General features: G+C 45.3%; 23 protein-coding genes and 1 tRNA gene. 10 read left to right on the top strand and 14 right to left on the bottom strand.

What is annotated here, in order from left to right:
- Positions 1-28: 28 nt before the first annotated feature.
- The 6 genes from ispF to folB all read right to left on the bottom strand — a co-directional run bounded on the left by ispF (position 29) and on the right by folB (position 3,252).
- Positions 29-505: a 2-C-methyl-D-erythritol 2,4-cyclodiphosphate synthase gene (gene ispF / locus D908_RS03205; RefSeq protein ID WP_000619214.1), complete on the bottom strand. Its 477-nt coding sequence runs from the start codon at positions 503-505 to the stop codon at positions 29-31.
- On the bottom strand, positions 502-1,200 hold the full coding sequence (ispD, locus tag D908_RS03210; RefSeq protein ID WP_005526806.1) for a 2-C-methyl-D-erythritol 4-phosphate cytidylyltransferase: 699 nt from the start codon (positions 1,198-1,200) through the stop codon (positions 502-504). Before ispD ends, ispF begins: the two co-directional genes overlap by 4 nt.
- A complete protein-coding gene (ftsB, locus tag D908_RS03215; RefSeq protein WP_001263188.1) occupies positions 1,197-1,481 on the bottom strand; it encodes a cell division protein FtsB in 285 nt (94 codons plus the stop codon). Before ftsB ends, ispD begins: the two co-directional genes overlap by 4 nt.
- Before the next feature lie 114 nt (positions 1,482-1,595).
- Complete coding sequence (locus tag D908_RS03220) at positions 1,596-2,399, bottom strand: undecaprenyl-diphosphate phosphatase (RefSeq protein ID WP_000119805.1); 804 nt, start codon at positions 2,397-2,399, stop codon at positions 1,596-1,598.
- The gene (folK, locus tag D908_RS03225) at positions 2,396-2,902 is read right to left on the bottom strand and encodes a 2-amino-4-hydroxy-6-hydroxymethyldihydropteridine diphosphokinase (protein WP_005526804.1); all 507 of its coding nucleotides are present in this window, start codon (positions 2,900-2,902) and stop codon (positions 2,396-2,398) included. Before folK ends, D908_RS03220 begins: the two co-directional genes overlap by 4 nt.
- On the bottom strand, positions 2,899-3,252 hold the full coding sequence (gene folB, locus D908_RS03230) for a bifunctional dihydroneopterin aldolase/7,8-dihydroneopterin epimerase (protein WP_005526802.1): 354 nt from the start codon (positions 3,250-3,252) through the stop codon (positions 2,899-2,901). Before folB ends, folK begins: the two co-directional genes overlap by 4 nt.
- Before the next feature lie 188 nt (positions 3,253-3,440).
- Between folB and plsY the strand changes: the two genes are divergently transcribed.
- Positions 3,441-4,043 carry a glycerol-3-phosphate 1-O-acyltransferase PlsY gene (gene plsY, locus D908_RS03235; RefSeq protein ID WP_000188016.1) on the top strand — a complete coding sequence of 201 codons (603 nt, stop codon included), beginning with the start codon at positions 3,441-3,443 and terminating at the stop codon, positions 4,041-4,043.
- A gap of 73 nt (positions 4,044-4,116) precedes the next feature.
- Here the strand turns inward: plsY and D908_RS03240 are convergent, their stop codons facing one another.
- Positions 4,117-4,929: an alpha/beta fold hydrolase gene (locus D908_RS03240; protein ID WP_005526798.1), complete on the bottom strand. Its 813-nt coding sequence runs from the start codon at positions 4,927-4,929 to the stop codon at positions 4,117-4,119.
- Positions 4,930-5,082: 153 nt separating this feature from the next.
- Positions 5,083-6,102, bottom strand: coding sequence for a tRNA (adenosine(37)-N6)-threonylcarbamoyltransferase complex transferase subunit TsaD (gene tsaD / locus D908_RS03245; protein WP_001220132.1), 1,020 nt, complete (start codon positions 6,100-6,102; stop codon positions 5,083-5,085).
- Between the two features lie 240 nt (positions 6,103-6,342).
- Between tsaD and rpsU the strand changes: the two genes are divergently transcribed.
- The 7 genes from rpsU (at position 6,343) to D908_RS03280 (ending at position 14,613) form a co-directional block, all read left to right on the top strand.
- Positions 6,343-6,558 carry a 30S ribosomal protein S21 gene (gene rpsU, locus D908_RS03250; protein ID WP_001145625.1) on the top strand — a complete coding sequence of 72 codons (216 nt, stop codon included), beginning with the start codon at positions 6,343-6,345 and terminating at the stop codon, positions 6,556-6,558.
- A 29-nt stretch (positions 6,559-6,587) separates the two neighbouring features.
- A complete protein-coding gene (locus D908_RS03255; RefSeq protein ID WP_001173863.1) occupies positions 6,588-7,031 on the top strand; it encodes a GatB/YqeY domain-containing protein in 444 nt (147 codons plus the stop codon).
- Positions 7,032-7,122: 91 nt separating this feature from the next.
- On the top strand, positions 7,123-8,886 hold the full coding sequence (dnaG, locus tag D908_RS03260) for a DNA primase (protein WP_005526795.1): 1,764 nt from the start codon (positions 7,123-7,125) through the stop codon (positions 8,884-8,886).
- A 98-nt stretch (positions 8,887-8,984) separates the two neighbouring features.
- On the top strand, positions 8,985-10,862 hold the full coding sequence (rpoD, locus tag D908_RS03265; protein WP_000372613.1) for an RNA polymerase sigma factor RpoD: 1,878 nt from the start codon (positions 8,985-8,987) through the stop codon (positions 10,860-10,862).
- 142 nt (positions 10,863-11,004) lie between these two features.
- A tRNA-Ile gene (locus D908_RS03270) sits at positions 11,005-11,080 on the top strand.
- Between the two features lie 438 nt (positions 11,081-11,518).
- Positions 11,519-13,279 carry a lysophospholipid acyltransferase family protein gene (locus D908_RS03275; protein ID WP_005526793.1) on the top strand — a complete coding sequence of 587 codons (1,761 nt, stop codon included), beginning with the start codon at positions 11,519-11,521 and terminating at the stop codon, positions 13,277-13,279.
- Between the two features lie 254 nt (positions 13,280-13,533).
- Entirely contained in the window at positions 13,534-14,613 is a 1,080-nt protein-coding gene (locus D908_RS03280; protein WP_000029161.1) for a TRAP transporter substrate-binding protein, read from the top strand.
- 62 nt (positions 14,614-14,675) lie between these two features.
- Here the strand turns inward: D908_RS03280 and glmS are convergent, their stop codons facing one another.
- On the bottom strand, positions 14,676-16,508 hold the full coding sequence (gene glmS / locus D908_RS03285; RefSeq protein WP_005526791.1) for a glutamine--fructose-6-phosphate transaminase (isomerizing): 1,833 nt from the start codon (positions 16,506-16,508) through the stop codon (positions 14,676-14,678).
- 64 nt (positions 16,509-16,572) lie between these two features.
- Positions 16,573-17,343: a DeoR/GlpR family DNA-binding transcription regulator gene (locus D908_RS03290; RefSeq protein WP_005526788.1), complete on the bottom strand. Its 771-nt coding sequence runs from the start codon at positions 17,341-17,343 to the stop codon at positions 16,573-16,575.
- Between the two features lie 428 nt (positions 17,344-17,771).
- Here D908_RS03290 and pykF point away from each other — a divergent pair, with 428 nt between their 5' ends.
- Positions 17,772-19,184: a pyruvate kinase PykF gene (gene pykF / locus D908_RS03295; protein WP_000751462.1), complete on the top strand. Its 1,413-nt coding sequence runs from the start codon at positions 17,772-17,774 to the stop codon at positions 19,182-19,184.
- A 544-nt stretch (positions 19,185-19,728) separates the two neighbouring features.
- Here pykF and D908_RS03300 read toward each other — a convergent pair.
- On the bottom strand, positions 19,729-20,424 hold the full coding sequence (locus tag D908_RS03300) for an oxidative stress defense protein (RefSeq protein ID WP_000770272.1): 696 nt from the start codon (positions 20,422-20,424) through the stop codon (positions 19,729-19,731).
- Positions 20,425-20,523: 99 nt separating this feature from the next.
- On the bottom strand, positions 20,524-21,420 hold the full coding sequence (locus D908_RS03305) for a LysR family transcriptional regulator ArgP (protein WP_001214473.1): 897 nt from the start codon (positions 21,418-21,420) through the stop codon (positions 20,524-20,526).
- A 123-nt stretch (positions 21,421-21,543) separates the two neighbouring features.
- Here D908_RS03305 and D908_RS03310 point away from each other — a divergent pair, with 123 nt between their 5' ends.
- Positions 21,544-22,179 (top strand): LysE/ArgO family amino acid transporter, encoded by a 636-nt coding sequence (locus tag D908_RS03310; protein WP_001104697.1) that lies wholly within the window; start codon positions 21,544-21,546, stop codon positions 22,177-22,179.
- Between the two features lie 87 nt (positions 22,180-22,266).
- Here the strand turns inward: D908_RS03310 and mscS are convergent, their stop codons facing one another.
- Entirely contained in the window at positions 22,267-23,130 is an 864-nt protein-coding gene (mscS, locus tag D908_RS03315; protein ID WP_000896744.1) for a small-conductance mechanosensitive channel MscS, read from the bottom strand.
- Between the two features lie 294 nt (positions 23,131-23,424).
- Positions 23,425-24,501, bottom strand: a complete 1,077-nt coding sequence (fbaA, locus tag D908_RS03320; protein ID WP_000034369.1) for a class II fructose-bisphosphate aldolase — start codon at positions 24,499-24,501, stop codon at positions 23,425-23,427.
- Between the last annotated feature and the right edge of the window lie 124 nt (positions 24,502-24,625).

Raw genomic sequence — 24,625 nt, 5'->3', positions numbered from 1 at the left:
TTAATTCCAAAAATTTTTATTGGTTGAGTTAAGCTTTGAGCAAAAGTACAACCGCTTCACAGGCAATACCTTCTTTACGTCCGGTAAAACCTAATTTTTCTGTTGTCGTGGCTTTGACGTTGATGTTGCTCAGATCGGTTTCCAGATCTTCGGCAATCGCTGCACACATAGCCTGAATATAAGGTGCCATTTTCGGCGCTTGCGCAATAATGGTGACGTCAGCATTACCCAGCACATAGCCTTGCTGCTTCACACGACGGTAAACATCTTTGAGTAGCTCGCGGCTGTCTGCCCCTTTCCATTTATCGTCCGTATCTGGAAAATGGCGACCAATATCACCCGCTGCAATTGCACCAAGCAAAGCATCACTTAAGGCATGCAGTGCGACATCACCATCGGAATGTGCAATTAAACCTTGTTCGTAAGGTACCTTCACCCCACCAATAATGATTGGGCCTTCGCCGCCAAAACGGTGCACATCAAAGCCGTGGCCAATTCTGATCATGATTTTTCCTTATTGCGACTTAAATAGAACTCGGCCAACGCGAGATCTTCAGGTTGAGTGATTTTGAGGTTATCAGCGCGACCCGTCACCAAGGCTGGCTTTTCGCCTCGCCATTCAAAAGCTGAAGCTTCATCGGTAATCGTCACCTGATTCTGTAAAGCTTCAAACAAGGCACTACGCAGTGGCGCAGCACGAAACATTTGTGGCGTGAGTGCATGCCACAATGCGGTACGATCGACCGTGTGATCAATCTGCTGTGTACTATCACCTCGCTTCATGGTGTCACGCACTGGGGCTGCGAGAATCGCCCCAACGGGGTGATCTAAAGCCGTCGAGATCAATTGAGTAATATCGGCATTGGTCACACAAGGGCGCGCGGCATCATGCACGAGCACCCATTCGCTAAGCTGATGCTGGCAAATATAGTTGAGCGCAGATAAGACGGAGTCAGCACGCTCTTTTCCACCATCCACACGAATCACTCGTGGATTATGGGCGAGTGATAAGGTTGAAAAGTAAGGATCATCCACACTTAGGGCGACCACGACTTGCTCAATCTGCGGGTGAGCCAAAAGATGCTCGATCGTGTGCTCCAGCACTGTTTTACCCAGCAAGGTTAAATACTGCTTAGGACGATCCGCTTTCATACGACTGCCAACACCAGCAGCTGGCACTATCGCTATCATCTTTTTCATTGGCGCGACTCCTCACCAATAATGCGATAAAAGGTTTCCCCTTCTTTGACCATACCCAGTTCATTACGGGCACGTTCTTCAATCGCATCTAACCCTTGGCGCAGATCGTCTATTTCGGCAAACATTTCTTGGTTACGCAGATGAAGATTGGCATTCACCTGTTGTTGTACCTCAATTTCTGCGTTCACAGCCCGAAAATCCATCACACCGTTTTTACCCCACATCAGGGTGTAAAGCAGCCAGACCAATAATAGGCTCAGGGTCAAAGCAAACACTCGCATAACCTATCCATCTTTCAATCACACCCGGCGTAACGCTATCGTAACGCTGGTTACTCATTTTAATGCTGCCCATTTATACCATAAAGCCCGGAAAATGAGCGCCGCATGGCGTGATTATTGAGTCAATAAAAATGCAAACAGACCTGCACCTAGCAGTAAACGGTAAATCACAAATGGGGTCATGCCCATACGCGAAATCAGCTTCAAGAAGAAGTGAATACAGATATAAGCACTAATAAATGAAGTAATAATTCCTGTCAGCAGGAATCCCATATGAACAGGCTCACCGCTCGTAACCAGTTTAAGGCCAAGATAACTGCCCGCCAAAACAATGATTGGGATCGACATTAAGAACGAAAAACGCGCCGCAGCTTCACGAGTAAAGCCAAGATAAAGCGCCGCCGTAATGGTTGCACCAGAGCGCGATGTACCCGGAATGATCGCCACCGCTTGAGCAAGACCAATAAACAGCGCTTTTTTCCAATCCGCTTGATATTCATCAGCTTTAAGTTCGGAGTTTTTATCGACGTACCACAGCAACAGGCCAAACACGATGGTCGTTGTTGCGATAACCCAAGCACTACGCAAATACAGCTCGACAATGTCTTTCATAAGGAAACCAAATACGCAAGCTGGGATGGTTGCTAATACAATCAACCATGCCAATTTGGCTTCTTTACTACGATCACCTTTGAAAATCGAGGCAAAAAAGGCGCTCAGCAAAGAGACCACTTCTTTACGGAAATAGATAACGACTGCCGCTAAAGTCCCGACATGCACCGCCACATCAAAGGCTAAGCCTTGATCTGCCCAACCTAAAATCGCCGAAGGCAAGATAAGATGAGCTGAGCTAGAAATTGGTAAAAACTCGGTAAAGCCTTGAATTAAAGCCAGAATGAACGACTCAAAATAACTCATGATTGTTTCTTCTCATTAATAGAAAACCAGATGGGTACTGGGGTGAGTGAAGCTAAATCCTGCGCTTGCTGCCAAATCTGTTCAACAGTTCGACCATCGCCAGCAATCACTCGCTGTGGACAGAGCTCGTATAAAGGTTGAATCACAAATGGGTAACGATAGATATCTGGGCGAGGTAACACGGGGGCCCTCTCCGATACACAATCTCCGTACAACACAATATCAAGATCCAGTGTTCGATCTTGATACTTTTGCGCATTTGGCAAACGACCATACTGCAGTTCTATCGCTTTCAAATGTGCAATAAGCTCTGATAGAGATAATTTCGTTTCTATCTCTACCATCAAATTAAAAAAGGGATGACTGGCAAAACCTACTGACGGGCACTCATAAATGGTTGAGATGCGTGAAGTGCTCGCAAGCTGAGTCAGCGCTCGCACTCCAGCTTCAATCGACTGATGGCGATCTTGATTTGATCCCACACCAATATAAGCGGTGATCATCCACGCGCTCGCTCGATGATCACACCCACACCTTTGGCTTGTGGCACCGCACCCGGTTTAGTCAAACGGATACGGATCCAAGGCACAGAGAAACGCGTCATGATCAGTTCTGCGACTTCTTCAGCAACTCGCTCAACCAGCAGAAAACGACCTTGCTCAATATGCTCAATCACCGCTTGGCTGACTTGGGCATAATCCAAAGCATCTACCACGTCATCACTTTTACCCGCAGGACGGTTGTCGTGCGCCATTTCCAAATCCAGCACTAATTTCTGCTTGATCTGCTGTTCCCAGTCGTAGACACCGATCGTGGTGATCACTTCCAACTGCTCAATAAAGACTTTATCCATGCTCAATGACTTCCTACTCACAGGTCGGATACCCAAACCAATGAAAAAATCGTACTATCCACTCAATCGCGATATGATATACCCAAACCTGTTCAAGATGCTAAATCCTAAAAGATTTTTTCTTATTAGGCAGGGAATACAAACACTTATTCGAGATTCCTTTTCGAAACACGCACTTTGAGGCTGTTATGACTCCACTGGCGCTCAGCATGATCATTTTTGCCTATCTACTGGGGTCGATTTCCAGTGCGGTGTTGATCTGTCGTGTACTGCGTCTGCCCGATCCGCGCGATGTAGGATCACAAAACCCCGGTGCAACCAATGTGCTGCGTATTGGCGGGAAAAAAGCGGCAATCTCCGTTTTGTTGTGTGACATGCTCAAAGGCACCATTCCTGTGTGGGGCGGTTACTTTCTCAACATCGAACCTTTCATGCTGGGTTTGGTCGCTATCGCAGCCTGTCTTGGCCATATGTACCCGATTTTCTTTCACTTTAAAGGCGGAAAAGGGGTTGCCACGGCTTTAGGGGCAATCGCTCCGATTGGACTCGATTTAACTGGAATGGTGATGGCGACGTGGTTAGTCGTGGTTGTTCTGTTTCGATACTCTTCGCTCGCTGCATTGGTAACTGTGCTGCTTGCACCTTTCTACACTTGGCTCATTAAGCCACAATACACACTTCCTGTTGCTATGTTGTGCTGCTTAATCGTGCTACGTCACCACCAAAACGTAAAGCGTCTGTTTGCAGGCACTGAGCCAAAGGTGGGTGAGAAAAAAAGCCACCAATCCTAACGCTGATTTCCAAAGTGTAAAAAAGAAAGCCGCATAAGCGTAAATACTCAGCGGCTTTTCAAAAATGGGTTAATTAATACACCATTGCGAAGAATGTACTCAGATGATGCGTGACTTGATCAGCTTGCTCTAGGCTGCTGATATGTCCTGCCCCCTCAATGACTTCGAGTCGACTTCCGCGAATCGCATCTTTCATCAGATAGGATTCCAGCACGGGACGAGGTGTGTCTTCACTACCCACCATGATGAGTACAGGCAAAGTTAAGCTTTCAATCTCATCCATCAAATCACGACGCCCAAAAATCATTCGCCCTAAACGCGCTACTTCAACTGCGCGCTCACCGGATAACTTTTGAAGTGTAGAACGGAACTGCGTAACCACAGGCAACTCATTTTTCAGGGTGCCTGATGCAAAAAACATCGGCACTACAGCATCAACGATTGGCGCAGGTACGGCTTGAAGTTGTGTAATGGCATCTAACATAGAGAAGTACTTTTTATGCGTCACTTCTGGTTCAAGGCCAACAAAGGTATCCATCATCACCAATGATTTAACGCGTTCCGGGGCCAGCACAGCCAGCTCAGCTCCCCACATACCGCCCACAGACAAACCTACGATTGAAAATTGCTCAATCTGTAAATGATCCATCAGTGCCAGAATATGTTGAGCATAATCTTTGAGATTACTCATCGCGGCTGGTGCAGCATCTGAATCACCATGTGCCCAAAAATCCGGCACGATACAGCGATAGTGTTGACTCAATTCAGCAATTTGGGGAGCCCACATCTGGTGATCCCACAAATAACTGTGCCCAAATACCAGCACATCCCCTTCCCCAGCATCAAGGTAAGCCATTTTTTGGCCATCAATAAACAACGAATTCATTTTAGTTATACATCCATCAATAAAACAGATAATGAATCTATCATGAAGAACTCAACTGACAAGTCTGAGCAGAATGTAAGTATTAGCTAATTCATTATTTTGTTTAGAAAAAACGGCCGCAAATGCGACCGTTTCAATACAACTTCGTAGTACTTACTTTTGAATGGGGGTTAATTGATCAATCGGCCAACGTGGGCGAGCTTGTAAACCAAGCTCTGATACATCGCCATTCTTCAAACGCTGCATTCCCGCATAAGCGATCATTGCACCGTTATCGGTACAAAACTCAGTGCGTGGATAATAGACTTCGCCGCCGATTTTTTTCGCAAGCTTTTCCAAATCAGCACGCAGCTGCTTATTGGCACTCACACCACCTGCAATCACTACTCGTTTTAAGCCAGTCTCTTCCAACGCACGCTTACACTTAATCACTAACGTGTCACATACCGCTTCTTGGAACGCATAAGCAATATCCGCGCGCGTCTGTTCATCATCACCATTGGCAGCAATCGTGTTAGCAGTAAACGTTTTTAAACCAGAGAAACTCATATCAAGTCCTGGTCTATCAGTCATTGGACGAGGGAATTTAAAGCGCCCAGCGGTTCCTTTTTCCGCCAACTTCGCCAGTAGAGGTCCGCCAGGGTAATCCAGCCCCATCAACTTAGCCGTTTTATCAAAGGCTTCGCCTGCGGCATCATCAATTGACTCACCCAAAATACGGTATTCACCAATGTTTTTTACTTCCACCAGCATGGTGTGGCCACCCGATACCAGTAAAGCGACAAAAGGAAATGGCGGTGGATTATCTTCCAACATAGGGGCAAGCAAATGCCCTTCCATATGATGAACGGGTACTGCTGGTACATTCCATGCGTAAGCTAAACTACGTCCGATCGTTGCTCCAACCAACAAAGCACCAACCAAACCGGGACCTGCGGTAAAAGCAACACCGTCTAAATCCTGTGGCGTCACATTCGCCTCTTCCATCGCCGCCTTGATAAGTGGAATGGTCTTTTTAACATGGTCACGTGATGCCAACTCCGGCACGACACCACCGTAATCGGCGTGAAGTTTTACCTGACTGTAGAGCTTATGAGACAGCAGTCCTTTTTCGTCATCGTAAATCGCTACACCCGTTTCATCACAAGAGGTTTCAATACCAATAATGCGCATAGTTTTCTCAGCACGCTGCCATTAAAAATCAAATATGGCGTCATGTTACCTCGCCTTGGCGCGACAAACAAACCTTGTCCAGAATGTAAGCGACAAAGTGCTTTACAAAGGAAGGACGATCGGATTAAAATTCCGCACCATTTTGATCTGGCTGATTATCGACTTGGCGCACAAGAGTTCTTGCTGCTCGGGTCACCAAAATATCAGCATTAACGAATTAACCCCTGAGGTGAAAGGCATATGCCAGTAGTTAAAGTACGTGAAAACGAACCGTTCGACGTAGCTCTGCGTCGTTTCAAACGCTCTTGCGAAAAAGCAGGTATCCTTTCTGAAGTGCGTCGTCGTGAGCACTACGAAAAGCCAACTACCGTTCGCAAACGCGCTAAAGCAGCTGCTCAAAAGCGTCACGCTAAGAAGCTGGCTCGCGAAAACGCACGTCGCGTTCGTCTGTACTAATAACAATTTCCTAAACTAAGGAATTTGTTATGGCTCTGATTGATAATCTCAAAGAAGAGCAAAAACTAGCGATGAAAGCCAAGGATAAACAACGCCTTGGCGCTATCCGTTTAGTGTTGGCCGCAATTAAACAACGTGAAGTCGATGAGCAGATCACTCTGAGCGATGACGACATTGTTGGCGTGTTAACCAAAATGGTCAAACAACGTCGCGACTCTGTAAGCCAATATGAAGCAGCAGGTCGTCAAGACTTAGCTGATGTGGAAAAAGCAGAAATCACTGTGCTTGAGGAATTTATGCCTCAACCTTTGAGCGATGATGAAGTGAGTGCACTGATTGACAGTGCGATTACGGAATCAGCAGCCTCTGGCATGCAAGACATGAGCAAAGTGATGGCTGTACTCAAACCACATATTCAAGGGCGTGCAGACATGGGTAAAGTAAGCGGTTTGGTCCGCGCTAAACTGGCTTAATCCCAACCCAATTACAACAAGCCGTGCAATCCTTCGGAACGCACGGCTTGTTTGTATTTGACCCTATCGTTTTCGGTGCATGCAAAGATTTATGGCAGGACACATCCCACGTAGTTTTATTGATGATCTCCTCGCTCGACTCGATATTGTCGACGTCATTGACGCACGTGTAAAACTGAAAAAAAAGGGCAAAAACTACGGTGCATGCTGCCCTTTTCATAACGAAAAAACCCCTTCATTCAGTGTCAGTCAGGAAAAACAGTTCTACCATTGCTTTGGCTGTGGTGCGCATGGTAATGCCATTGACTTTGTCATGGAATTCGAGCGAATGGAGTTTCCTGAAGCTATTGAAGAATTGGCTTCAACGATTGGCTTGGAAGTGGTACGAGAAGAGCGAACGCCTTCAAGCCCATTTGCCAAAAATACACCAACGGTAAAAAGCGAAGAGAAACGTAGCCTGTATGATCTCATGGGCAGCATTGCACAGTTTTACCGTCAGCAGCTCAAACAGCCGAATAACCGACATGCTATCGAATATTTGAAAAATCGAGGCTTGTCCGGCGAAATCGTCCAAAAATTTGGTATCGGTTATGTTGCTGATGAATGGGATCTTGTACGTCGCAACTTTGGTCAACAGCGCAACAGTGAAGATATGCTGGTAACAGCAGGTATGCTGATTGAAAGCGATAATGGCCGTCGTTACGACCGTTTCCGCGGCCGAGTGATGTTCCCAATTCGAGATCGTCGTGGCCGAGTCATCGGCTTTGGTGGCCGAATTACAGAACAAGGCACGCCAAAGTACCTTAACTCGCCTGAAACGCCGATTTTCCATAAAGGCAAAGAACTATATGGCCTATATGAAGTCCTACAGGCTTATCGTGAGCCACCACAAATCTTAGTGGTGGAAGGTTATATGGATGTCGTGGCACTAGCTCAATATGGGGTGGATTATTCCGTCGCCTCTCTTGGCACATCCACGACAGGTGATCATCTTCAATTACTGTTTCGTCAAACTAACCAAGTGGTGTGTTGTTACGATGGTGACCGAGCTGGGCGTGATGCAGCATGGCGTGCATTAGAAAATGCACTGAGCTATCTCAAAAGTGGGAATATCTTAAAGTTTCTCTTTTTGCCTGATGGTGAAGATCCCGACAGTTACGTACGTAAATACGGTAAAGCAGATTTTGAACAGCAACTCGCCAACGCGACACCGCTATCACAATATCTGTTTGATAACTTAATTGAGCTGCACCAACTCAACTTGGGTAGCCATGAAGGAAAATCAGCGCTACGCGCACTAGCAACGCCACTGATCGATAAAATCCCGGATCCTTTTTTACAAGAGATCCTCGAAAAATTGCTCGATGAACGTACTGGTTTTGATCACCAATTACGTCGCAAAAAAGCGCGTAATTCAGAAAATCGACCAGCACCACATAAAGCAATAAAACGTACGCCGATGCGTGATGTTATTGCGCTCTTGGTACAAAATCCAAGCTATGCTGAATTGGTACCCGATCTGGCTAGTGTTCGTCATTTGATGATCCCTGGTTTAGATACCTTCAGCGAAGTACTTGAGAAATGTCGTCAATATCCCCATATCACTACGGGTCAATTGCTCGAACATTGGCGAGACTCAAAAAATGAGACACTTCTGTCTCGTCTGGCAAGTTGGGAGATTCCCCTTGTTGAAGACAATCAAGAAGAACTATTTTTAGACTCATTGGACAAAATTCTTGCCCAGTGCGTAGAAAAACAAATTGAAAATTTGCAGGCTAAAGAGCGAAGTGTCGGTTTATCAACCGAAGAGAAAAGGGAGCTACAAGATTTGATTTTAAAAGGCTTGAAAGCGTAACCCTGTTGAGATAGTCAGCAAAGAATAAATTTGTTAGTATACGTGGTTTGCATTGCGCATACTTATTCCTTCACCAGATACGAAGTTGGATACCGTCTATGGATCAAAATCCGCAGTCACAGCTTAAACAACTTGTCCTTCGTGGCAAGGAACAGGGCTATCTGACCTACGCCGAAGTAAATGACCACTTGCCTGCTGAAATCGTTGATTCAGAGCAGGTGGAAGATATTATTCAGATGATCAATGACATGGGTATCAAGGTAGTTGAAACAGCTCCTGATGCCGATGATCTCGCCCTCAGCGATGATACCACCATCACTGACGAAGATGCTGCCGAAGCAGCAGCCGCGGCACTTTCAAGCGTAGAGAGTGAAATTGGCCGCACTACCGACCCTGTTCGCATGTACATGCGTGAAATGGGTACGGTTGAGCTTTTGACACGTGAAGGCGAAATCGATATTGCCAAGCGCATTGAAGATGGTATTAACCAAGTTCAAAGTGCGATTGCTGAGTATCCTGGAACCATCCCATACATTCTTGAACAGTTTGACAAGGTTCAGGCAGAAGAACTACGTCTGACTGACCTGATTTCTGGTTTCGTTGATCCTAACGACATGGAAACCGAAGCGCCAACTGCTACTCACATCGGTTCAGAACTCTCTGAAGCCGATCTCGCTGATGAAGATGACGAGGTCGCGGAGGATGAAGACGAGGATGAAGATGAAGACGGCGACGGTGAAAGCAGCGACAGCGAAGAAGAAGTGGGTATTGACCCTGAGCTCGCTCGTGAGAAATTCAATGAACTGCGCGGCAAGTTCCAAAACCTGCAATTAGCGGTTAATGAATTTGGTCGTGACAGTAACCAAGCATCTGAAGCTTCAAGCCTGGTACTGGATATCTTCCGCGAATTCCGCCTAACACCAAAACAATTTGACCATTTGGTTGAAACTCTGCGTACCTCGATGGATCGTGTTCGTACCCAAGAGCGTTTGGTGATGAAAGCAGTGGTTGAAGTCGCGAAAATGCCAAAGAAATCATTTATTGCTCTGTTTACAGGCAATGAATCGAATGAAGAATGGCTCGATAAAGTGCTCGCTTCTGATAAACCTTATGTACAAAAAGTACGTGAGCAAGAAGACGATATTCGCCGCTCAATCCAAAAACTGCAGATGATCGAACAAGAGACTTCACTGTCTGTTGAGCGTATCAAAGACATCAGCCGTCGTATGTCTATCGGTGAAGCGAAAGCTCGCCGTGCGAAAAAAGAGATGGTAGAAGCGAACTTACGTCTGGTTATTTCGATTGCTAAGAAATACACCAACCGTGGTCTGCAATTCTTGGATCTGATCCAAGAAGGTAACATCGGCCTGATGAAGGCTGTAGACAAGTTTGAATATCGTCGTGGTTATAAGTTCTCAACTTATGCGACTTGGTGGATCCGTCAGGCAATCACCCGCTCAATTGCAGACCAAGCACGTACTATTCGTATTCCAGTGCACATGATCGAAACGATCAACAAACTGAATCGAATCTCGCGCCAAATGCTGCAAGAGATGGGTCGTGAGCCGCTGCCAGAAGAATTGGCAGAGCGCATGCAAATGCCAGAAGACAAGATCCGTAAAGTGCTGAAAATTGCTAAAGAGCCAATCTCCATGGAAACACCAATCGGTGATGATGAAGATTCGCATCTGGGTGATTTTATTGAGGATACGACCCTTGAACTGCCACTGGACTCTGCGACAGCAACCAGCCTTAAAGCGGCTACTCGCGATGTATTAGCGGGTCTAACTCCTCGTGAAGCCAAAGTGCTGCGTATGCGTTTCGGTATTGATATGAATACCGACCATACATTGGAAGAAGTGGGCAAACAGTTTGACGTAACTCGTGAACGTATTCGTCAGATTGAAGCTAAAGCGCTGCGTAAGCTGCGTCATCCAAGCCGCTCAGAAGTTCTGCGCAGTTTCTTGGATGAATAATCACTCTCTGTAATACAGAAAAAGGTGGGCACAGCTCACCTTTTCTTTTTTATACAAGCTAAGTGAATAAATTGTAAGCATTATTAAATCTGCTTTGGCTAGACACACTTACCCTCCTTCCCCTATAATCTGACACCAATTTGGCCCCTTAGCTCAGTGGTTAGAGCAGGCGACTCATAATCGCTTGGTCCCCAGTTCGAACCTGGGAGGGGCCACCAGATTCCGAAAAGCTAGTAAACCTTGTGTTTACTAGCTTTTTTCGTTTATTGCTTCAAGGCAAATTCTCGCTCGAATTCATCAAGCCACCACTTAACCTGCTTTTCTTCCTTGCGATTCATTCGTCACAAAAATATTTCCGCTTTGAGAAAAAGCAACGGGAGCAAAAGCTCCCGTCTATTCCAGATCAGCAAAACAAAGGTGTAATGTCGTTTTCATTAATTGCGTTATACCCGCTTAGATAAACTAGCATTAAAATTCCTTGCCCATCACACTTTGTGTACAAAATGTGAGCAAATGGACTTATTTCTGAAAATACTCAACTGGTTTCATTTTATTTTCACGCTTTTCGGCCACGCAATAAAAACCTCATCATAATGTCGCTATTTTGCAACATGCTCCAACTAGCCTCTTGATAAACCGTCAAACAAGAGGTTGCTATGCTTTCTACTTCACCATTCGTTCTACCCCGAAAAACTCCATTTGGTTTAGGTGAACATTTCGCTGAATGGGCAACCGGATTAAAGCGTCTCAATAGATTCTATGCGCAACGCCCAGCCAATGGGGATACTCGTGAGTTTTTGCGCTTTACTCTCGATGTTCTTGGTATTGACTATCAGATTGTACGTGGGCAGCTCGCCAATATCCCGCAGCAAGGTGCGACTATCGTGGTAGCCAACCATCCTTTGGGATGTGTGGAAGGTGTCATTTTGGCTGAGATGCTACTGTCCGTTCGATCCGATATAAAAATTTTGGCTAATCAGTACTTAAAGCTAGTACCAGAGCTTTCTTCACTCTTTATTGGGGTGGATGTATTCGAAGGTGCTGATGCCGCAAAAGCTAACCTCCATGCTTCACGCCAAGCCCATAAACATTTGGAGCAAGGCGGTTTACTGCTCATGTTCCCAGCGGGTGAGGTTTCTCAATTGGTTGACAGCAAACAAGGCAGATTGGAGGACAAAGAATGGAGTCAATCCGTCAGTCGCTTAGTGAAAAAACACCAAGCTCAGACCGTTCCGGTCTACATTGATGGGCATAACTCCACTCGCTTTTATTTAGCAGGTAAAGTTCATCCTATGCTACGCACTTTAATGCTAGGCCGTGAACTTCTAAACAAACAGCAAACAGAAATTGGCATCGCAATCGGTGAGATGATTTCACACAGTGAAGTGCAGCACCTGTGTGATCAACAGCTAGTGAATTATCTACGGCTTAATACTTACCTTTTACAGTCCTCTCCTGTGCGTAATAAAACCACTAACGATCATTCTTTGCCTCCAGTAGCAGAACGTCTTCCTCTTGAAGATCTGCTTGAGGATATTACGCAGCTTCCTTATGGCGACCACATGCTGCGCCATAACCAATTCGATGTGTACTGCACAACGGCAGATAAGATTCCGTCACTGATGCATGAAATAGGTCGAGTACGAGAGTTGAATTTTCGCGAAGTGGGAGAAGGTACAGGATTCGCACTGGATATCGACCTGTTTGATCGCGATTACTTACATCTGTTTATTTGGGATCGTGAACAGAACCAGCTTGTAGGCGCTTATCGTTTAGGGCTTATAGATCAACTTCTACAAGACAAAGGGATACGTGGTCTCTATTCCAGTACCCTTTTTCATTACGACCAGCGTTTTCTCGACAACATGGGGAATACGATCGAAATCGGGCGCTCGGTCATCGACAGCCAATATCAAAAAAGTATGGCTGCATTACTCCTACTCTGGAAAGGAATTGGCACCTATATTGAACGCCACCCTCAATATACTCATTTGTTTGGTCCCGTCAGTATCAGCAATGATTACAGTGAACAAGCAAGGCGTTTATTAGCTGACACCATGACTCTGCACTACTACGATAGTGAGCAAGCAGAACTCGTGATGGCCACTAACCCATTACCCGCTGGGCAGGGACAGTGGAATGCCAGCCTTTTAACATCACTGGCCGACTTACAACTACTTTCACGAGTGATTGCACGTATTGATGAAGGAAAAGGCGTCCCGGTTTTACTGCGTCAGTACCTAGGACTTAATGGCAAACTGGTGAGCTTTAATGTCGATCCCGCCTTTAATAATGCGCTAGATGGTCTAATTGTTGTTGATCTGCGCAACGTGCCAAGTAAAACACTGGCACGCTATATGGGGCAGAAAGAAGCACAAAACTATCTCGCGATGCACCAATATTTCAGCGACATTTAATCTGTTACGCCAAGATCCTCGATCTTGGCGTGACCCATCAAACAATTCTTTAATCAAAATAAAATTCTAATCTTAAGCAAATAAATCTAACTTTCTTAATTACCCTCTAACACCTTCAACTCTTCGTGCTTATTTTTCAATCAACATTAGTGCATCACTCTAATTGGCATGGCAAGTTACCCCCATTTCATCATTGACTCTTTTTTCAGCAGCTTAGACTCTACAGCTTCGATAACGATAACAACGAGGAAGTTATGTCAATCACAACCTATTTCACGAAAAGTCGCGCAGCGCTAGCTCTGATTCTGAGCGCTCTACTTGGTACTGCGCAGGCTGACGAACAGCCCATTTATAAACTCACTCTAGCCGAAACTTGGGGAGCAAATACCCCTATCCTCGGTGATGCTCCGAAAAACATGGCCAAGTTAGCCGCTGAAATGTCGAATGGCCGCATTCAGATCCGCATCGATTCAGCCAACAAGCACAAGGCACCACTTGGCGTGTTTGATATGGTGAAATCCGGTCAATACGATCTCGGCCACTCCAGCTCTTATTACTGGAAAGGTAAAGTGCCGAATACCCTCTTTTTCTCTTCTATGCCTTTTGGAATGATAGCCACTGAACAGTATGCCTGGTTCTACTATGGCGGTGGGATGCAGTTAATGGAGAAGGTGTATGCTCCACACAATCTGCTCTCTTTCCCCGGTGGCAATTCGGATATTCAGATGGGGGGATGGTTTAAAAAAGAGATCAACAGCGTTGAAGACCTACAGGGTCTAAAAATGCGCATCCCTGGATTTGCGGGTGAAGTGCTAGCGAAGGTGGGCGCTAAACCCACCAACATCGCACCAGGTGAGCTTTACACCTCACTTGAGCGTGGCACGATAGATGCGCTGGAATGGGTTGGCCCTGCCTTTGATCTGCGCATGGGCTTTCATAAAATTGCCCCTTACTACTACACCGCGTGGCATGAGCCGGGCTCCGAAACTCAATTTCTGGTCAATAAAAAGAAATGGGATACGCTACCGAAAGACATTCAAGTGATCTTAGAAACCGCCTTCCGTGTCGCCGCCTTTGATATGTACAACCAAGCCATTGATGCGAACGCCACCAGTTGGGCAGAAATGAAAAGTGAGTACCCTGATATCAAGGTACGTGATTTCCCACCAGCCGTGCTTGCCGCGCTGCGCCAAGCGAATAATGAACTGCTACAAGAGCAAGCAGCGAGTGATCCTTTGGCAAAAGAGATCATCGATTCACAGCAGGCTTACTTAAACAAAGTACGTGATTGGACTCGTATTTCCACACAAGCTTACTTAAATACCAACCCTTAAACTGGACTGGCTAAATAGAAAAAGGGCTGCCCAATGAGCAGCCCTTTTACTTATCAGAAGGTTTATTCCACCGTTACCGCTTTGGCAAGGTTACGAGGTTGGTCTACATCGGTACCTTTGATTAAAGCAACATGGTAAGAGAGCAACTGCATCGGAATGGTGTAATAAATCGGTGCCACAATTTCGCTAACATGCGGCATGGCGATAATTTTCATCGTATCGTCCGCTTCAAAGCCCGCAACCTCATCGGCAAACACATACAGCAAACCACCGCGTGCTCGAACTTCCTCGATATTGGATTTGAGTTTCTCGAGTAGCTCATTGCTCGGAGCCACGACCACTACTGGCATGTCAGCGTCGATCAGAGCCAATGGGCCATGTTTTAACTCACCCGCCGCATAAGCTTCCGCATGGATGTAAGAGATCTCTTTCAGTTTGAGAGAGGCTTCAACAGCAATTGGATAGTATTCGCCACGCCCCAAGAATAGAGTGTGGTGCTTATCTGCAAAGTCTTCAGCCAGCGTTTCGATCTGTTTTTCAAACGACAATGCCGTTTCAATCTGTTTAGGCAGTTGGTGCAATGCCTGTACGATCTCAGTTTCTAACTCACGACCAATGCGTTGCTGTTGCTTGCCTAATGCTGTCACCAGCATCAGTAGCGTCACAAGTTGAGTTGTGAAGGCTTTGGTCGAGGCAACGCCGATTTCCGTCCCTGCACGGGTCATAAAGGCAAAATCTGACTCACGCACCAAAGAGGAACCTGCAACGTTACAAATCGTCATGGCCGCCATATAACCTTTTTCTTTAGCAAGACGCAGCGCTGCTAAAGTATCCGCTGTCTCTCCCGACTGAGATAAGGTGATCAGCAAACTGTTTGGACGGGTTACAAATTTGCGGTAGCGGAATTCAGAAGCTATTTCGACATCGCAGCTCACGCCAGCTAGAGATTCAAACCAATAACGAGCTGTCATGCCTGCATTATAGGAAGTGCCACAAGCCACGATTTGCACATGTTCAACTTTCGCCAGAATCTCAGCGGCATTCACACCAATGCTTTCAACCACCACGCTGTCGTGCGTGATGCGACCTTCCATGGTGTTAATCAGCGCTTTCGGCTGCTCAAAAATCTCTTTTTGCATGTAATGACGATAATGGCCTTTGTCCGCCGCATCGTGCTCTAATTTCGATTCACTGATTTCACGTTGTACGGGATTGCCCAGCAGATCAAACACGCGAACCTCACGACGAGTGATTTCTGCCACATCTCCCTCTTCAAGATACATGAATCGGCGCGTCACATTGAGTAATGCCAACTGATCTGAAGCAAGGAAGTTTTCACCGATCCCAAAGCCAATCACAATCGGGCTTCCTGAACGAGCAACCACTAAGCGAGAAGGATCTTTACGATCCATCACTACCGTGCCATAAGCACCGGTAAGCTGCTTCACTGTTGCTTGCACGGCTTCCAATAGAGAAGATGCATTGCGTAATTCCCATTCCACCAAATGAGCAATCACTTCAGTATCCGTTTGAGATTCAAACACATAACCACGCTCTTGTAGCATTGAACGCAGCATTTCATGGTTTTCAATGATGCCATTATGCACCACAGTAATATCACCAGAGATGTGTGGATGAGCATTGATTTCAGAAGGTTCACCATGTGTTGCCCAGCGAGTATGTGCAATACCCGTTCCACCAACCACTTGCGCAGCTTCAACAGCATCCGCAAGTTCTTGTACTTTACCCAAACGACGTAGACGAGTGAGTTGTTTATCGCTATCTACTACCGCAACGCCTGCTGAGTCGTAGCCACGGTATTCAAGACGTCGTAAACCTTGTACTAAAATTTCAGCAACATCGCGTTGTGCAACCGCACCAACAATTCCACACATATTTAAACTCCATATTTTTATACTGTCGCGCTCTTACTCAACGTGAATAGCGCTGAAGGATTTGTTATTTCACCGTGGCGCGAATAACTCGAACTTGGTGAGATTCAATTTGTTTGGCGAACTCGTCACTCAATTCATGATCTGTGACTAACACATCAATACAGTCCCAACTCAACTCCAAGTTAGGGATCTTGCGCCCGACTTTGTCTGACTCGATCATTACAATCACTTCACGTGATACTTCGGCCATCACCTTGCTCAGCCCAACTAACTCGTTAAACGTAGTGGTTCCGCGTTCGAGGTCGATGCCATCAGCGCCAATAAATAGCTGATCAAAGTCATATGATCGTAGGACAGACTCAGCCACTTTGCCCTGAAACGACTCAGAATGGGTGTCCCACGTTCCACCCGTCATGAGCAGTGTTGGTTCGTTTTCTAATTCATTCAGAGCGTTAGCCACATGCAACGAGTTTGTCATCACGACCAAGCCGCGCTTGTCATTAAGTTGCTGGATTAAAGCGGCTGTTGTACTGCCGCTATCAATCACAATCCGATTATGGTCACGAATCAGTTTTGCTGCGGCCTTAGCCAAAGAAACCTTTCGAACTGAAACCTTTTCACTCATTTCATCGTGCATCACTTCTTTCGGCAGTGCGGTGGCACCACCATAGCGGCGCAAAAGTTGACCATTTTTTTCTAGAGAAGCTAAGTCTTTGCGTATAGTAACTTCTGAGGTTTCAAATTGAGAAGAAAGAGCCTCAACACTCACCTCGCCCTGCTCATTAACTAACTTAACTATAGTGTGTCTTCTCAGTTGTGTATTTCGTTTCGACATTTTTAAATACATTTAAAGTTACGAACCGAAACTAAGTATAGTTAAAACGAAACAAATAAGTCCATTTATTTCGATCCAAAAAATTAATAATTCGCGCTAAAACCTTGTCCTAAGACAATTCTTAGACAGTGATATTGCTATCATTCAGTGGTAGAATTCGCCCTAGAAAAGAAAAAAAATTACAGAATTGAGTAAAAAATACGCCTAGAGCCCCCAGTACATCGGCGCTAAGTAGGGATTTTTCTGAAATTTTTGATCAAACAGTCAGTCATAAAATGACTAAATCTGTTGAAAGACTTTCAGTTTTGGAGTGCTGTAGACTCGTGAGCTAGACTTGGCAATTGACGAAGCAAAGTTGCCACCACCGAGAACACTTCAGAACTTACAACCAACTTCAAAATCATTTTGTTTATCGGAGAAACTCTTCCATGAAAAAGACCAAAATCGTATGTACGATTGGCCCAAAAACTGAGTCTGTAGAGAAGCTAACTGAGCTAGTTAACTCAGGCATGAATGTAATGCGCCTGAACTTCTCTCACGGTGACTACGTTGAGCACGGCACTCGTATCGCTAACTTCCGTAAAGTAATGGAAGTGACCGGTAAACAACTGGCGATTCTGCTGGATACTAAAGGCCCAGAGATCCGTACCATCAAACTGGAAAACGGTGATGATGTTGATTTAGTTGCTGGTCAAGAATTCACTTTCACTACTGACACTGCTGTTGTTGGTAACAAAGATCGCGTAGCTGTAACTTACTCTGGCTTTGCTAAAGATCTGAATGTTGGTAACCGTATTCTGGTTGACGACGGTCTGATCGAGATGGAAGTTGTTGCGACTACTGACACTGAAGTGAAATGTAAAGTACTGAACAACGGTGCACTAGGTGAAAACAAAGGCGTTAACCTGCCAGGCGTTTCTGTAAACCTGCCAGCTCTGTCTGAAAAAGACAAAAACGACCTGAAATTTGGTTGTGAGCAAGGCGTTGATTTCGTTGCAGCTTCTTTCATCCGTAAAGGTTCTGACGTAAAAGAAATTCGTGAAGTTCTGGCATCACACGGTGGCCAAAACATCCAAATCATCTCTAAAATCGAAAACCAAGAAGGCTTGGACAACTTCGATGAGATCCTTGAGCTGTCTGACGGCATCATGGTTGCACGTGGCGACCTAGGTGTTGAAATCCCAGCTGAAGAAGTAATCTTCGCTCAAAAGATGATGATCGAAAAATGTAACCGCGCACGTAAAGTGGTTATCACTGCAACTCAAATGCTCGATTCTATGATCAAGAACCCACGTCCAACTCGTGCTGAAGCGGGTGACGTTGCAAACGCGATCATGGACGGTACTGATGCAGTGATGCTGTCTGGCGAAACTGCAAAAGGTAAATACCCAGTTGAAGCTGTGAAGATCATGGCTCAAATCGCTAACCGTACTGATTCTGTACTGAAAGCTGAACTAGGTTCACGTCTGGATAGCCCACGTCTGCGTATCACTGAAGCGGTATGTAAAGGTGCGGTAGACACTGCTGAGAAGCTGGCTGCGCCACTGATCATCGTTGCAACTGAAGCGGGTAAATCAGCGCGTTCAATCCGTAAATACTTCCCAACTGCAAACATCATTGCGGTAACCACCAACAAGAAAACTGCAGCTCAGCTAGTACTTTCTAAGGGTGTAACGCCAGTTGTGGTTGACGCAATTGACAACACTGACGCTTTCTACCACTTAGGTAAAGAGATTGCTCTGCAATCTGGCCTAGGCAAGAAAGGCGACATCGTAGTGATGGTTTCAGGCGCTCTAGTTGCTTCTGGCACTACCAACACTGCTTCAGTACACGTACTGTAATCAAACACATTCACACCGCTCTATCGGCGGTTGGTTGTGTCGTGATAAACAAACGGAGCCTACATGGCTCCGTTTTTATTACCAACCGAAAAACTCTTTGTGATGAGTATTAAGCAAAAGCACCATAGGTAGAAAATAAAGTGCGCTGAGCTTAATGCCTAATACCAATAAACAGCCAATCGTCAGTCTCACAAGAAGATGATTCAACATACACTGCCTCTCACTTGCTCAGTGTGTTTGATTTCCTATGCCTAGGCATGACAGAAAGTAACAACGACCTTCCTTCAATCAATGAGCATTATTGATGAAAAAGTCAGCAGTTTACTTATTGCTCAGTTTAGCTCAAAATTTCAGCAAAATTAGGCTTTAGTCTAACTGTAATGAAAATATGACATTCATTAAATTAATCTGAAAAGACAATGAGATAAGTCTAGACCCACTGGCTTCATAAGCTGATTAATGAATAAAAGTTGAACGACAACAAGTAAATAGGGCCGACTTTCGTCGACCCTATTTCACTCATACTAACAACATAACTTAAGGATTACGGAGCCAGTTTATACACCACATCCACTCGATCACGGATCACCAGTGAGGATTCTTGATAAGTATCACTCACGTCCATTTTTTCACTGAGATTCGCTGAGCGCATCATGATTGGTTCAACACTTGGCGTGTTGTAATCCACTCGCCAAACCCCTTCTAAACGACGCTCAAAACCTTTAGCCAATGACTGAGCTTTTTGCTTAGCGTCCTCAATCGCCGCCATTCGTGCTTGCTGTTGATACTTCTCTTGATCACGCACTTTCAATTGAATGCTATTGACTTGATTGATGCCTGATTCTAATGCGATATCCAGATATTGATTGAGCTTACTCACCTCTTCCACTCTAACAGTGATAGAGCGAGATGCCTGGTATCCCACAAGTTCAGGTTTACCGTTCGCAGGGTAATGGTATTGAGGGTTAATGTAGAGATTGGAGCTAGAGATATTCTGCTGTGCTACCCCAGTTTTCACCAGTGTTGTAATAAACTCGGTTACCGCTTTATCAACTGCAGCCTTGGCTTGTTCAGCATTCATGGTTGATTCAACAACTTTAACCGAGAATTCAGCCATATCCGGCACAGCCGTGACTTCACCATAGCCTGTAGTCGAAATATGTGGAAAATCCCAGTCCTGAGCAAAGGTAGGGGCAGAGAGAACAGAAAAAAGTAAAACCACAGGTGCTAATAATTTCATCGTTTCGATCCTTATATCATCGCCTGCCAACATCATAAGCCAAGCAATGCATAGATTCAGTCTCCGCGAATAAAAATCACACAACTTTGACTCGGTAAATTATTGGGGCAGTACGCTTTTCGCATAGCCTGTAATCGCTTGGCTTAATTCAAGCAGCACTCCTGTTTCTAACTGCCAGTGATGCCAGAAGATGGGATACGACAACATAAACTCGGGAGTTATATTGATTAACGCTCCGCTTTCCAACTCCTGAATGATCTGTAAACGAGGGATCAAGCAATAAGCAGCACCAGAAACTGCAAGGCGTACAAAGGCTTCAGAACTTCCTACCGTGTGGTTAATCACTTTATCCCGTGGAACAGAAAAATAATCCCATAAGAATTTGTTGTGCAGTTCATCATACTGATCGTAAGACACCGCTGGAGCTTTCATTAAAGAACGCTCATTCACCCCTTTAGCAAAATAACGCTGATAAAATTCCGGGCTGGCAACACACAAATACTCCATCTGTCCCAAGTATTCAGCGCTACACCCCGTAATGGGCTGTGGCTCAAGGCTTATCGCACCAACTACTTCTCCATTTTTCAACTTATCCAGGGTGCGTGATTCACCATAGATAGCCAAATTAAGTTCCACTTGCCGAGTTTTCATTACCGTATTGAGCGCAGGTAAAAGCCAAGTAGCAAGGCTGTCTGCATTGGTAGCGATAGACATAGAAACTGGGCGAACATGCTCTTGGTTGGTCAATTCTGGCACCAACTCCTGCTCAATTAAGCAAACACGCCGATAAAGGCCGAGCAGCTTTTTTCCTACCAATGTCGGTCTTGGTGGCTGCTCTCGAATCAACACCGGTTGAGCCAAATATTTTTCCAGCTGCTTAATACGTTGTGATACTGCAGATTGAGAGATGAACAATTGTTCAGCAGCCCGTTCAAAACTGCCTTTATTCACCACACTGTCCAGCGCCTCAATCCAACGATAATCTAGACCACGCATGCGTTTCTTCACTCATTTATTAGTCTCTTTAATATGATATTAAAATCATTAATTATACTTATCCAGCTCGAATACTTATCTTGCTCAGCTTATCACTCCAATCAAGCTGTCTGAGGTAAACAAATGAACTGGTGGATTCTGCTGCAGGGATTCAGCTTAGGTGCAACCATGATTATTCCCATCGGTGCTCAAAATGCTTATGTACTTAACCAAGGGATTAAACGCCACCATCACCTAACTACGGCCGCCACCTGTGGCGTTCTCGATATGTTTTTCATCACTCTCGGTATCTTTGGCGGTGGTGCGCTCATCTCTCAAAATACGAGCTTATTGATTGGTGTAACCTTGGGCGGAATTCTATTTCTGTGTGCTTATGGCTTTCTTTCACTACGTGCAGCACTCAAACCCGCACAGGCATCGGAGTCAGTATCCAATCCCGTTTCAGCAGGACGTAAAGCGGTCATCTTTGGTGCTTTTGCTGTCACCGTGTTTAACCCCCACTTGTATTTAGACACAGTGGTGATTCTTGGCTCAATCGGTGGGCAGTTTCAAGGTGATGAGCGAATTGCCTTTGCGATAGGGACAATCCTCGCTTCTTTCGTTTGGTTTTTTACCCTATCACTCGGCGCGGCCAAACTCAGTACAACACTTTCTAAGCCACGCGTCAGACAAGTGATTGATATGGCAGTTGCCGCTATGATGTTCATTATTGCTTTTGCATTAACGAAAAATTTATACCTCACCCATTGGGCGGCCTAATCTAGCAAACAGACGCAAACAAATAGTGCACAGTGGAATAAAGAAAAGGCGGAGTAAATACTCCGCCTTTTTTATATTGCACAACAATTAGTTGATTTTGTTGAGATGCACATCCATTTGTGGGAATGGAATTTCGATACCGTTGGCATCCAGAGCTTCTTTGATTGCTTGCATCGAATCAAAGTAAACAGCCCAGTAGTCCGAAGTTTTACACCATGGACGTACTACAAAGTTGATTGATGAATCCGCCAAAGTCAAAACACCGATAGTCATATCAGGATCTTTTAGGATACGAGGATCTTTTTCGAGTGTCTCACGCAGAACACGCTTAGTTTTCTGCAGATCAGACTTGTATGACACCCCAATCACCATATCAACACGACGAGTTTCATGGCGTGAGTAGTTAGTGATTGCACTGCCAATTACTGCCGAGTTTGGTACGACTACCATTTTGTTATCTGGGCTTTTCAACACTGTTTGGAAAATCTGAATGGCATCCACTGAACCCGCAACACCGCCGATTTCAACATAGTCACCAGATTTGAAAGGACGAAACGCTACGATCAGCACACCCGCTGCGAAGTTAGAGAGTGAACCTTGCAGAGCCAGACCAACTGCCAGACCAGCCGCACCAATCACCGCAACAACCGAAGCGGTTTGTACGCCGATACGGCTCAGAGCAGCAATCAATACAATGATAAACAGCGTGTAGCGAACAAGACCGTGGATGAACTCCACAACAGCCTTATCCATCTCTTTCTTTTTCAATACATTAGCAACGCTGCCAGCCACTGCTTTAACAATAAGGTTACCGACAAACAGGATCAAAATGGCGGAAATAATATTCACACCGTACTGAATCAAAAGATCCGAATTGTTAGTTAACCAAGTGTTCACCTGATTAAAACTCTCAACGATAGGTGCTTCAACACCAATCGATTCACCAGCCATAGTGTTTTCCTCTCAGAATGGATAAAAAATTAGCGGAAATGATGAAAACCTCACAAATGGTTTGCACAAATAAGCCGCCAAGAGTCAGAATTTTGGCACGATAACGCAAACTCAACATTTATCAAAGTCAGAGTTTGGTAAAGAACAACAAACAAAAGGTTACGCTGAATCTGCTACGTTCCAGTTACAGGTTAAACAATATTTTACAACTAAGCTACCAATCAAAATGAGGCAGCACAAAAAAAGAAACCCGCTCAAGAGCGGGTTTCTTCATAGTTCATGCTTTAACGCGAATTACAGTACGTCGATTGCATTCAGGTCAGCAAACGCTTTTTCTAAGCGAGTAACCATTGCTGCTTGGCCTGCACGCAGCCATACACGTGGATCATAGTACTTCTTGTTAGGCGCATCTTCACCCGTTGGGTTACCGATTTGACCTTGCAGGTAGTCATGGTTTTTCGCTTCGTATTGACGAATACCATCCCATGTTGCCCACTGAGTATCAGTATCGATGTTCATTTTGATCACGCCGTAAGAGATAGACTCACGGATTTCTTCCAGAGAAGAACCTGAACCACCGTGGAATACGAAGTTCAGAGAGTTTTCTGGCAGACCAAATTTCTCAGAAACGTATTTTTGAGAATCACGCAGGATAGTTGGAGTCAGAACAACGTTACCTGGCTTGTAAACACCGTGTACGTTACCGAAAGATGCCGCGATAGTGAAACGGTGGCTGATTGCGTTCAGTTTCTCGTATGCGTATGCAACATCTTCTGGAGAAGTGTACAGCTCAGAAGAATCCATGTCAGAGTTATCAACACCGTCTTCTTCACCACCAGTACAACCCAGTTCGATCTCCAGAGTCATGTTCATTTTCGCCATGCGCTCTAGGTATTTTGCAGAGATCTCGATGTTCTCTTCCAGAGACTCTTCAGACAGGTCGATCATGTGAGAAGAGAACAGAGGCTTACCAGTTTCAGCAAAGTGTTTTTCACCTGCATCTAGTAGACCGTCGATCCAAGGCAGTAGGTTTTTCGCTGCGTGGTCAGTGTGCAGAATTACTGGTACACCGTAAGCTTCAGCGACAGTGTGAACGTATTTAGCACCTGCGATCGCGCCCAGAATTTGAGCTTGTTGACCTTCAAGTTTCAGACCTTTACCAGCAAAGAATGCTGCGCCACCGTTAGAGAACTGAACGATAACAGGCGCTTTCACTTTTGCTGCTGCTTCTAGAACGCCGTTTACAGAGTCAGTACCTACACAGTTTACTGCTGGAAGTGCAAAGCCATTTTGTTTTGCTACTTCAAAAACTTTCTGTACGTCATCACCAGAGATAACACCAGGTTTTACAAAATCAAAGATCTTAGACATGGATGGAATCCTATTTTCTGTCGTTTTAAAAATAAAAACGGTAAGTTTCAATTCTTGCAAACGTTTGCTCACCAATCGCGGCATTCTACCAAAGAAATACTCGCAGTGCAGCAAACAAGAAAGC

Source organism: Vibrio mimicus CAIM 602 (assembly GCF_000338875.1).
Lineage (GTDB): Bacteria > Pseudomonadota > Gammaproteobacteria > Enterobacterales > Vibrionaceae > Vibrio > Vibrio mimicus.
The sequence above is the reverse complement of the archived record's forward strand: the minus strand, read 5'-3'. Positions and strand labels throughout refer to the sequence as shown.

What these genes read in the sequence shown, in the direction of transcription:
- D908_RS03220 (WP_000119805.1), bottom strand. Translation starts at nt 2,399, where the DNA reads ATGAGTTATTTTGAGTCGTTCATTCTGGCTTTAATTCAAGGCTTTACC.
- folK (WP_005526804.1), bottom strand. Translation starts at nt 2,902, where the DNA reads ATGATCACCGCTTATATTGGTGTGGGATCAAATCAAGATCGCCATCAG.
- D908_RS03275 (WP_005526793.1), top strand. Translation starts at nt 11,519, where the DNA reads ATGCTTTCTACTTCACCATTCGTTCTACCCCGAAAAACTCCATTTGGT.
- plsY (WP_000188016.1), top strand. Translation starts at nt 3,441, where the DNA reads ATGACTCCACTGGCGCTCAGCATGATCATTTTTGCCTATCTACTGGGG.
- D908_RS03255 (WP_001173863.1), top strand. Translation starts at nt 6,588, where the DNA reads ATGGCTCTGATTGATAATCTCAAAGAAGAGCAAAAACTAGCGATGAAA.
- pykF (WP_000751462.1), top strand. Translation starts at nt 17,772, where the DNA reads ATGAAAAAGACCAAAATCGTATGTACGATTGGCCCAAAAACTGAGTCT.
- ispF (WP_000619214.1), bottom strand. Translation starts at nt 505, where the DNA reads ATGATCAGAATTGGCCACGGCTTTGATGTGCACCGTTTTGGCGGCGAA.
- dnaG (WP_005526795.1), top strand. Translation starts at nt 7,123, where the DNA reads ATGGCAGGACACATCCCACGTAGTTTTATTGATGATCTCCTCGCTCGA.
- D908_RS03240 (WP_005526798.1), bottom strand. Translation starts at nt 4,929, where the DNA reads ATGAATTCGTTGTTTATTGATGGCCAAAAAATGGCTTACCTTGATGCT.
- D908_RS03280 (WP_000029161.1), top strand. Translation starts at nt 13,534, where the DNA reads ATGTCAATCACAACCTATTTCACGAAAAGTCGCGCAGCGCTAGCTCTG.
- folB (WP_005526802.1), bottom strand. Translation starts at nt 3,252, where the DNA reads ATGGATAAAGTCTTTATTGAGCAGTTGGAAGTGATCACCACGATCGGT.
- fbaA (WP_000034369.1), bottom strand. Translation starts at nt 24,501, where the DNA reads ATGTCTAAGATCTTTGATTTTGTAAAACCTGGTGTTATCTCTGGTGAT.
- rpoD (WP_000372613.1), top strand. Translation starts at nt 8,985, where the DNA reads ATGGATCAAAATCCGCAGTCACAGCTTAAACAACTTGTCCTTCGTGGC.
- D908_RS03310 (WP_001104697.1), top strand. Translation starts at nt 21,544, where the DNA reads ATGAACTGGTGGATTCTGCTGCAGGGATTCAGCTTAGGTGCAACCATG.
- ftsB (WP_001263188.1), bottom strand. Translation starts at nt 1,481, where the DNA reads ATGCGAGTGTTTGCTTTGACCCTGAGCCTATTATTGGTCTGGCTGCTT.
- D908_RS03290 (WP_005526788.1), bottom strand. Translation starts at nt 17,343, where the DNA reads ATGTCGAAACGAAATACACAACTGAGAAGACACACTATAGTTAAGTTA.
- ispD (WP_005526806.1), bottom strand. Translation starts at nt 1,200, where the DNA reads ATGAAAAAGATGATAGCGATAGTGCCAGCTGCTGGTGTTGGCAGTCGT.
- D908_RS03305 (WP_001214473.1), bottom strand. Translation starts at nt 21,420, where the DNA reads ATGCGTGGTCTAGATTATCGTTGGATTGAGGCGCTGGACAGTGTGGTG.
- rpsU (WP_001145625.1), top strand. Translation starts at nt 6,343, where the DNA reads ATGCCAGTAGTTAAAGTACGTGAAAACGAACCGTTCGACGTAGCTCTG.
- D908_RS03300 (WP_000770272.1), bottom strand. Translation starts at nt 20,424, where the DNA reads ATGAAATTATTAGCACCTGTGGTTTTACTTTTTTCTGTTCTCTCTGCC.
- tsaD (WP_001220132.1), bottom strand. Translation starts at nt 6,102, where the DNA reads ATGCGCATTATTGGTATTGAAACCTCTTGTGATGAAACGGGTGTAGCG.
- glmS (WP_005526791.1), bottom strand. Translation starts at nt 16,508, where the DNA reads ATGTGTGGAATTGTTGGTGCGGTTGCACAACGCGATGTTGCTGAAATT.
- mscS (WP_000896744.1), bottom strand. Translation starts at nt 23,130, where the DNA reads ATGGCTGGTGAATCGATTGGTGTTGAAGCACCTATCGTTGAGAGTTTT.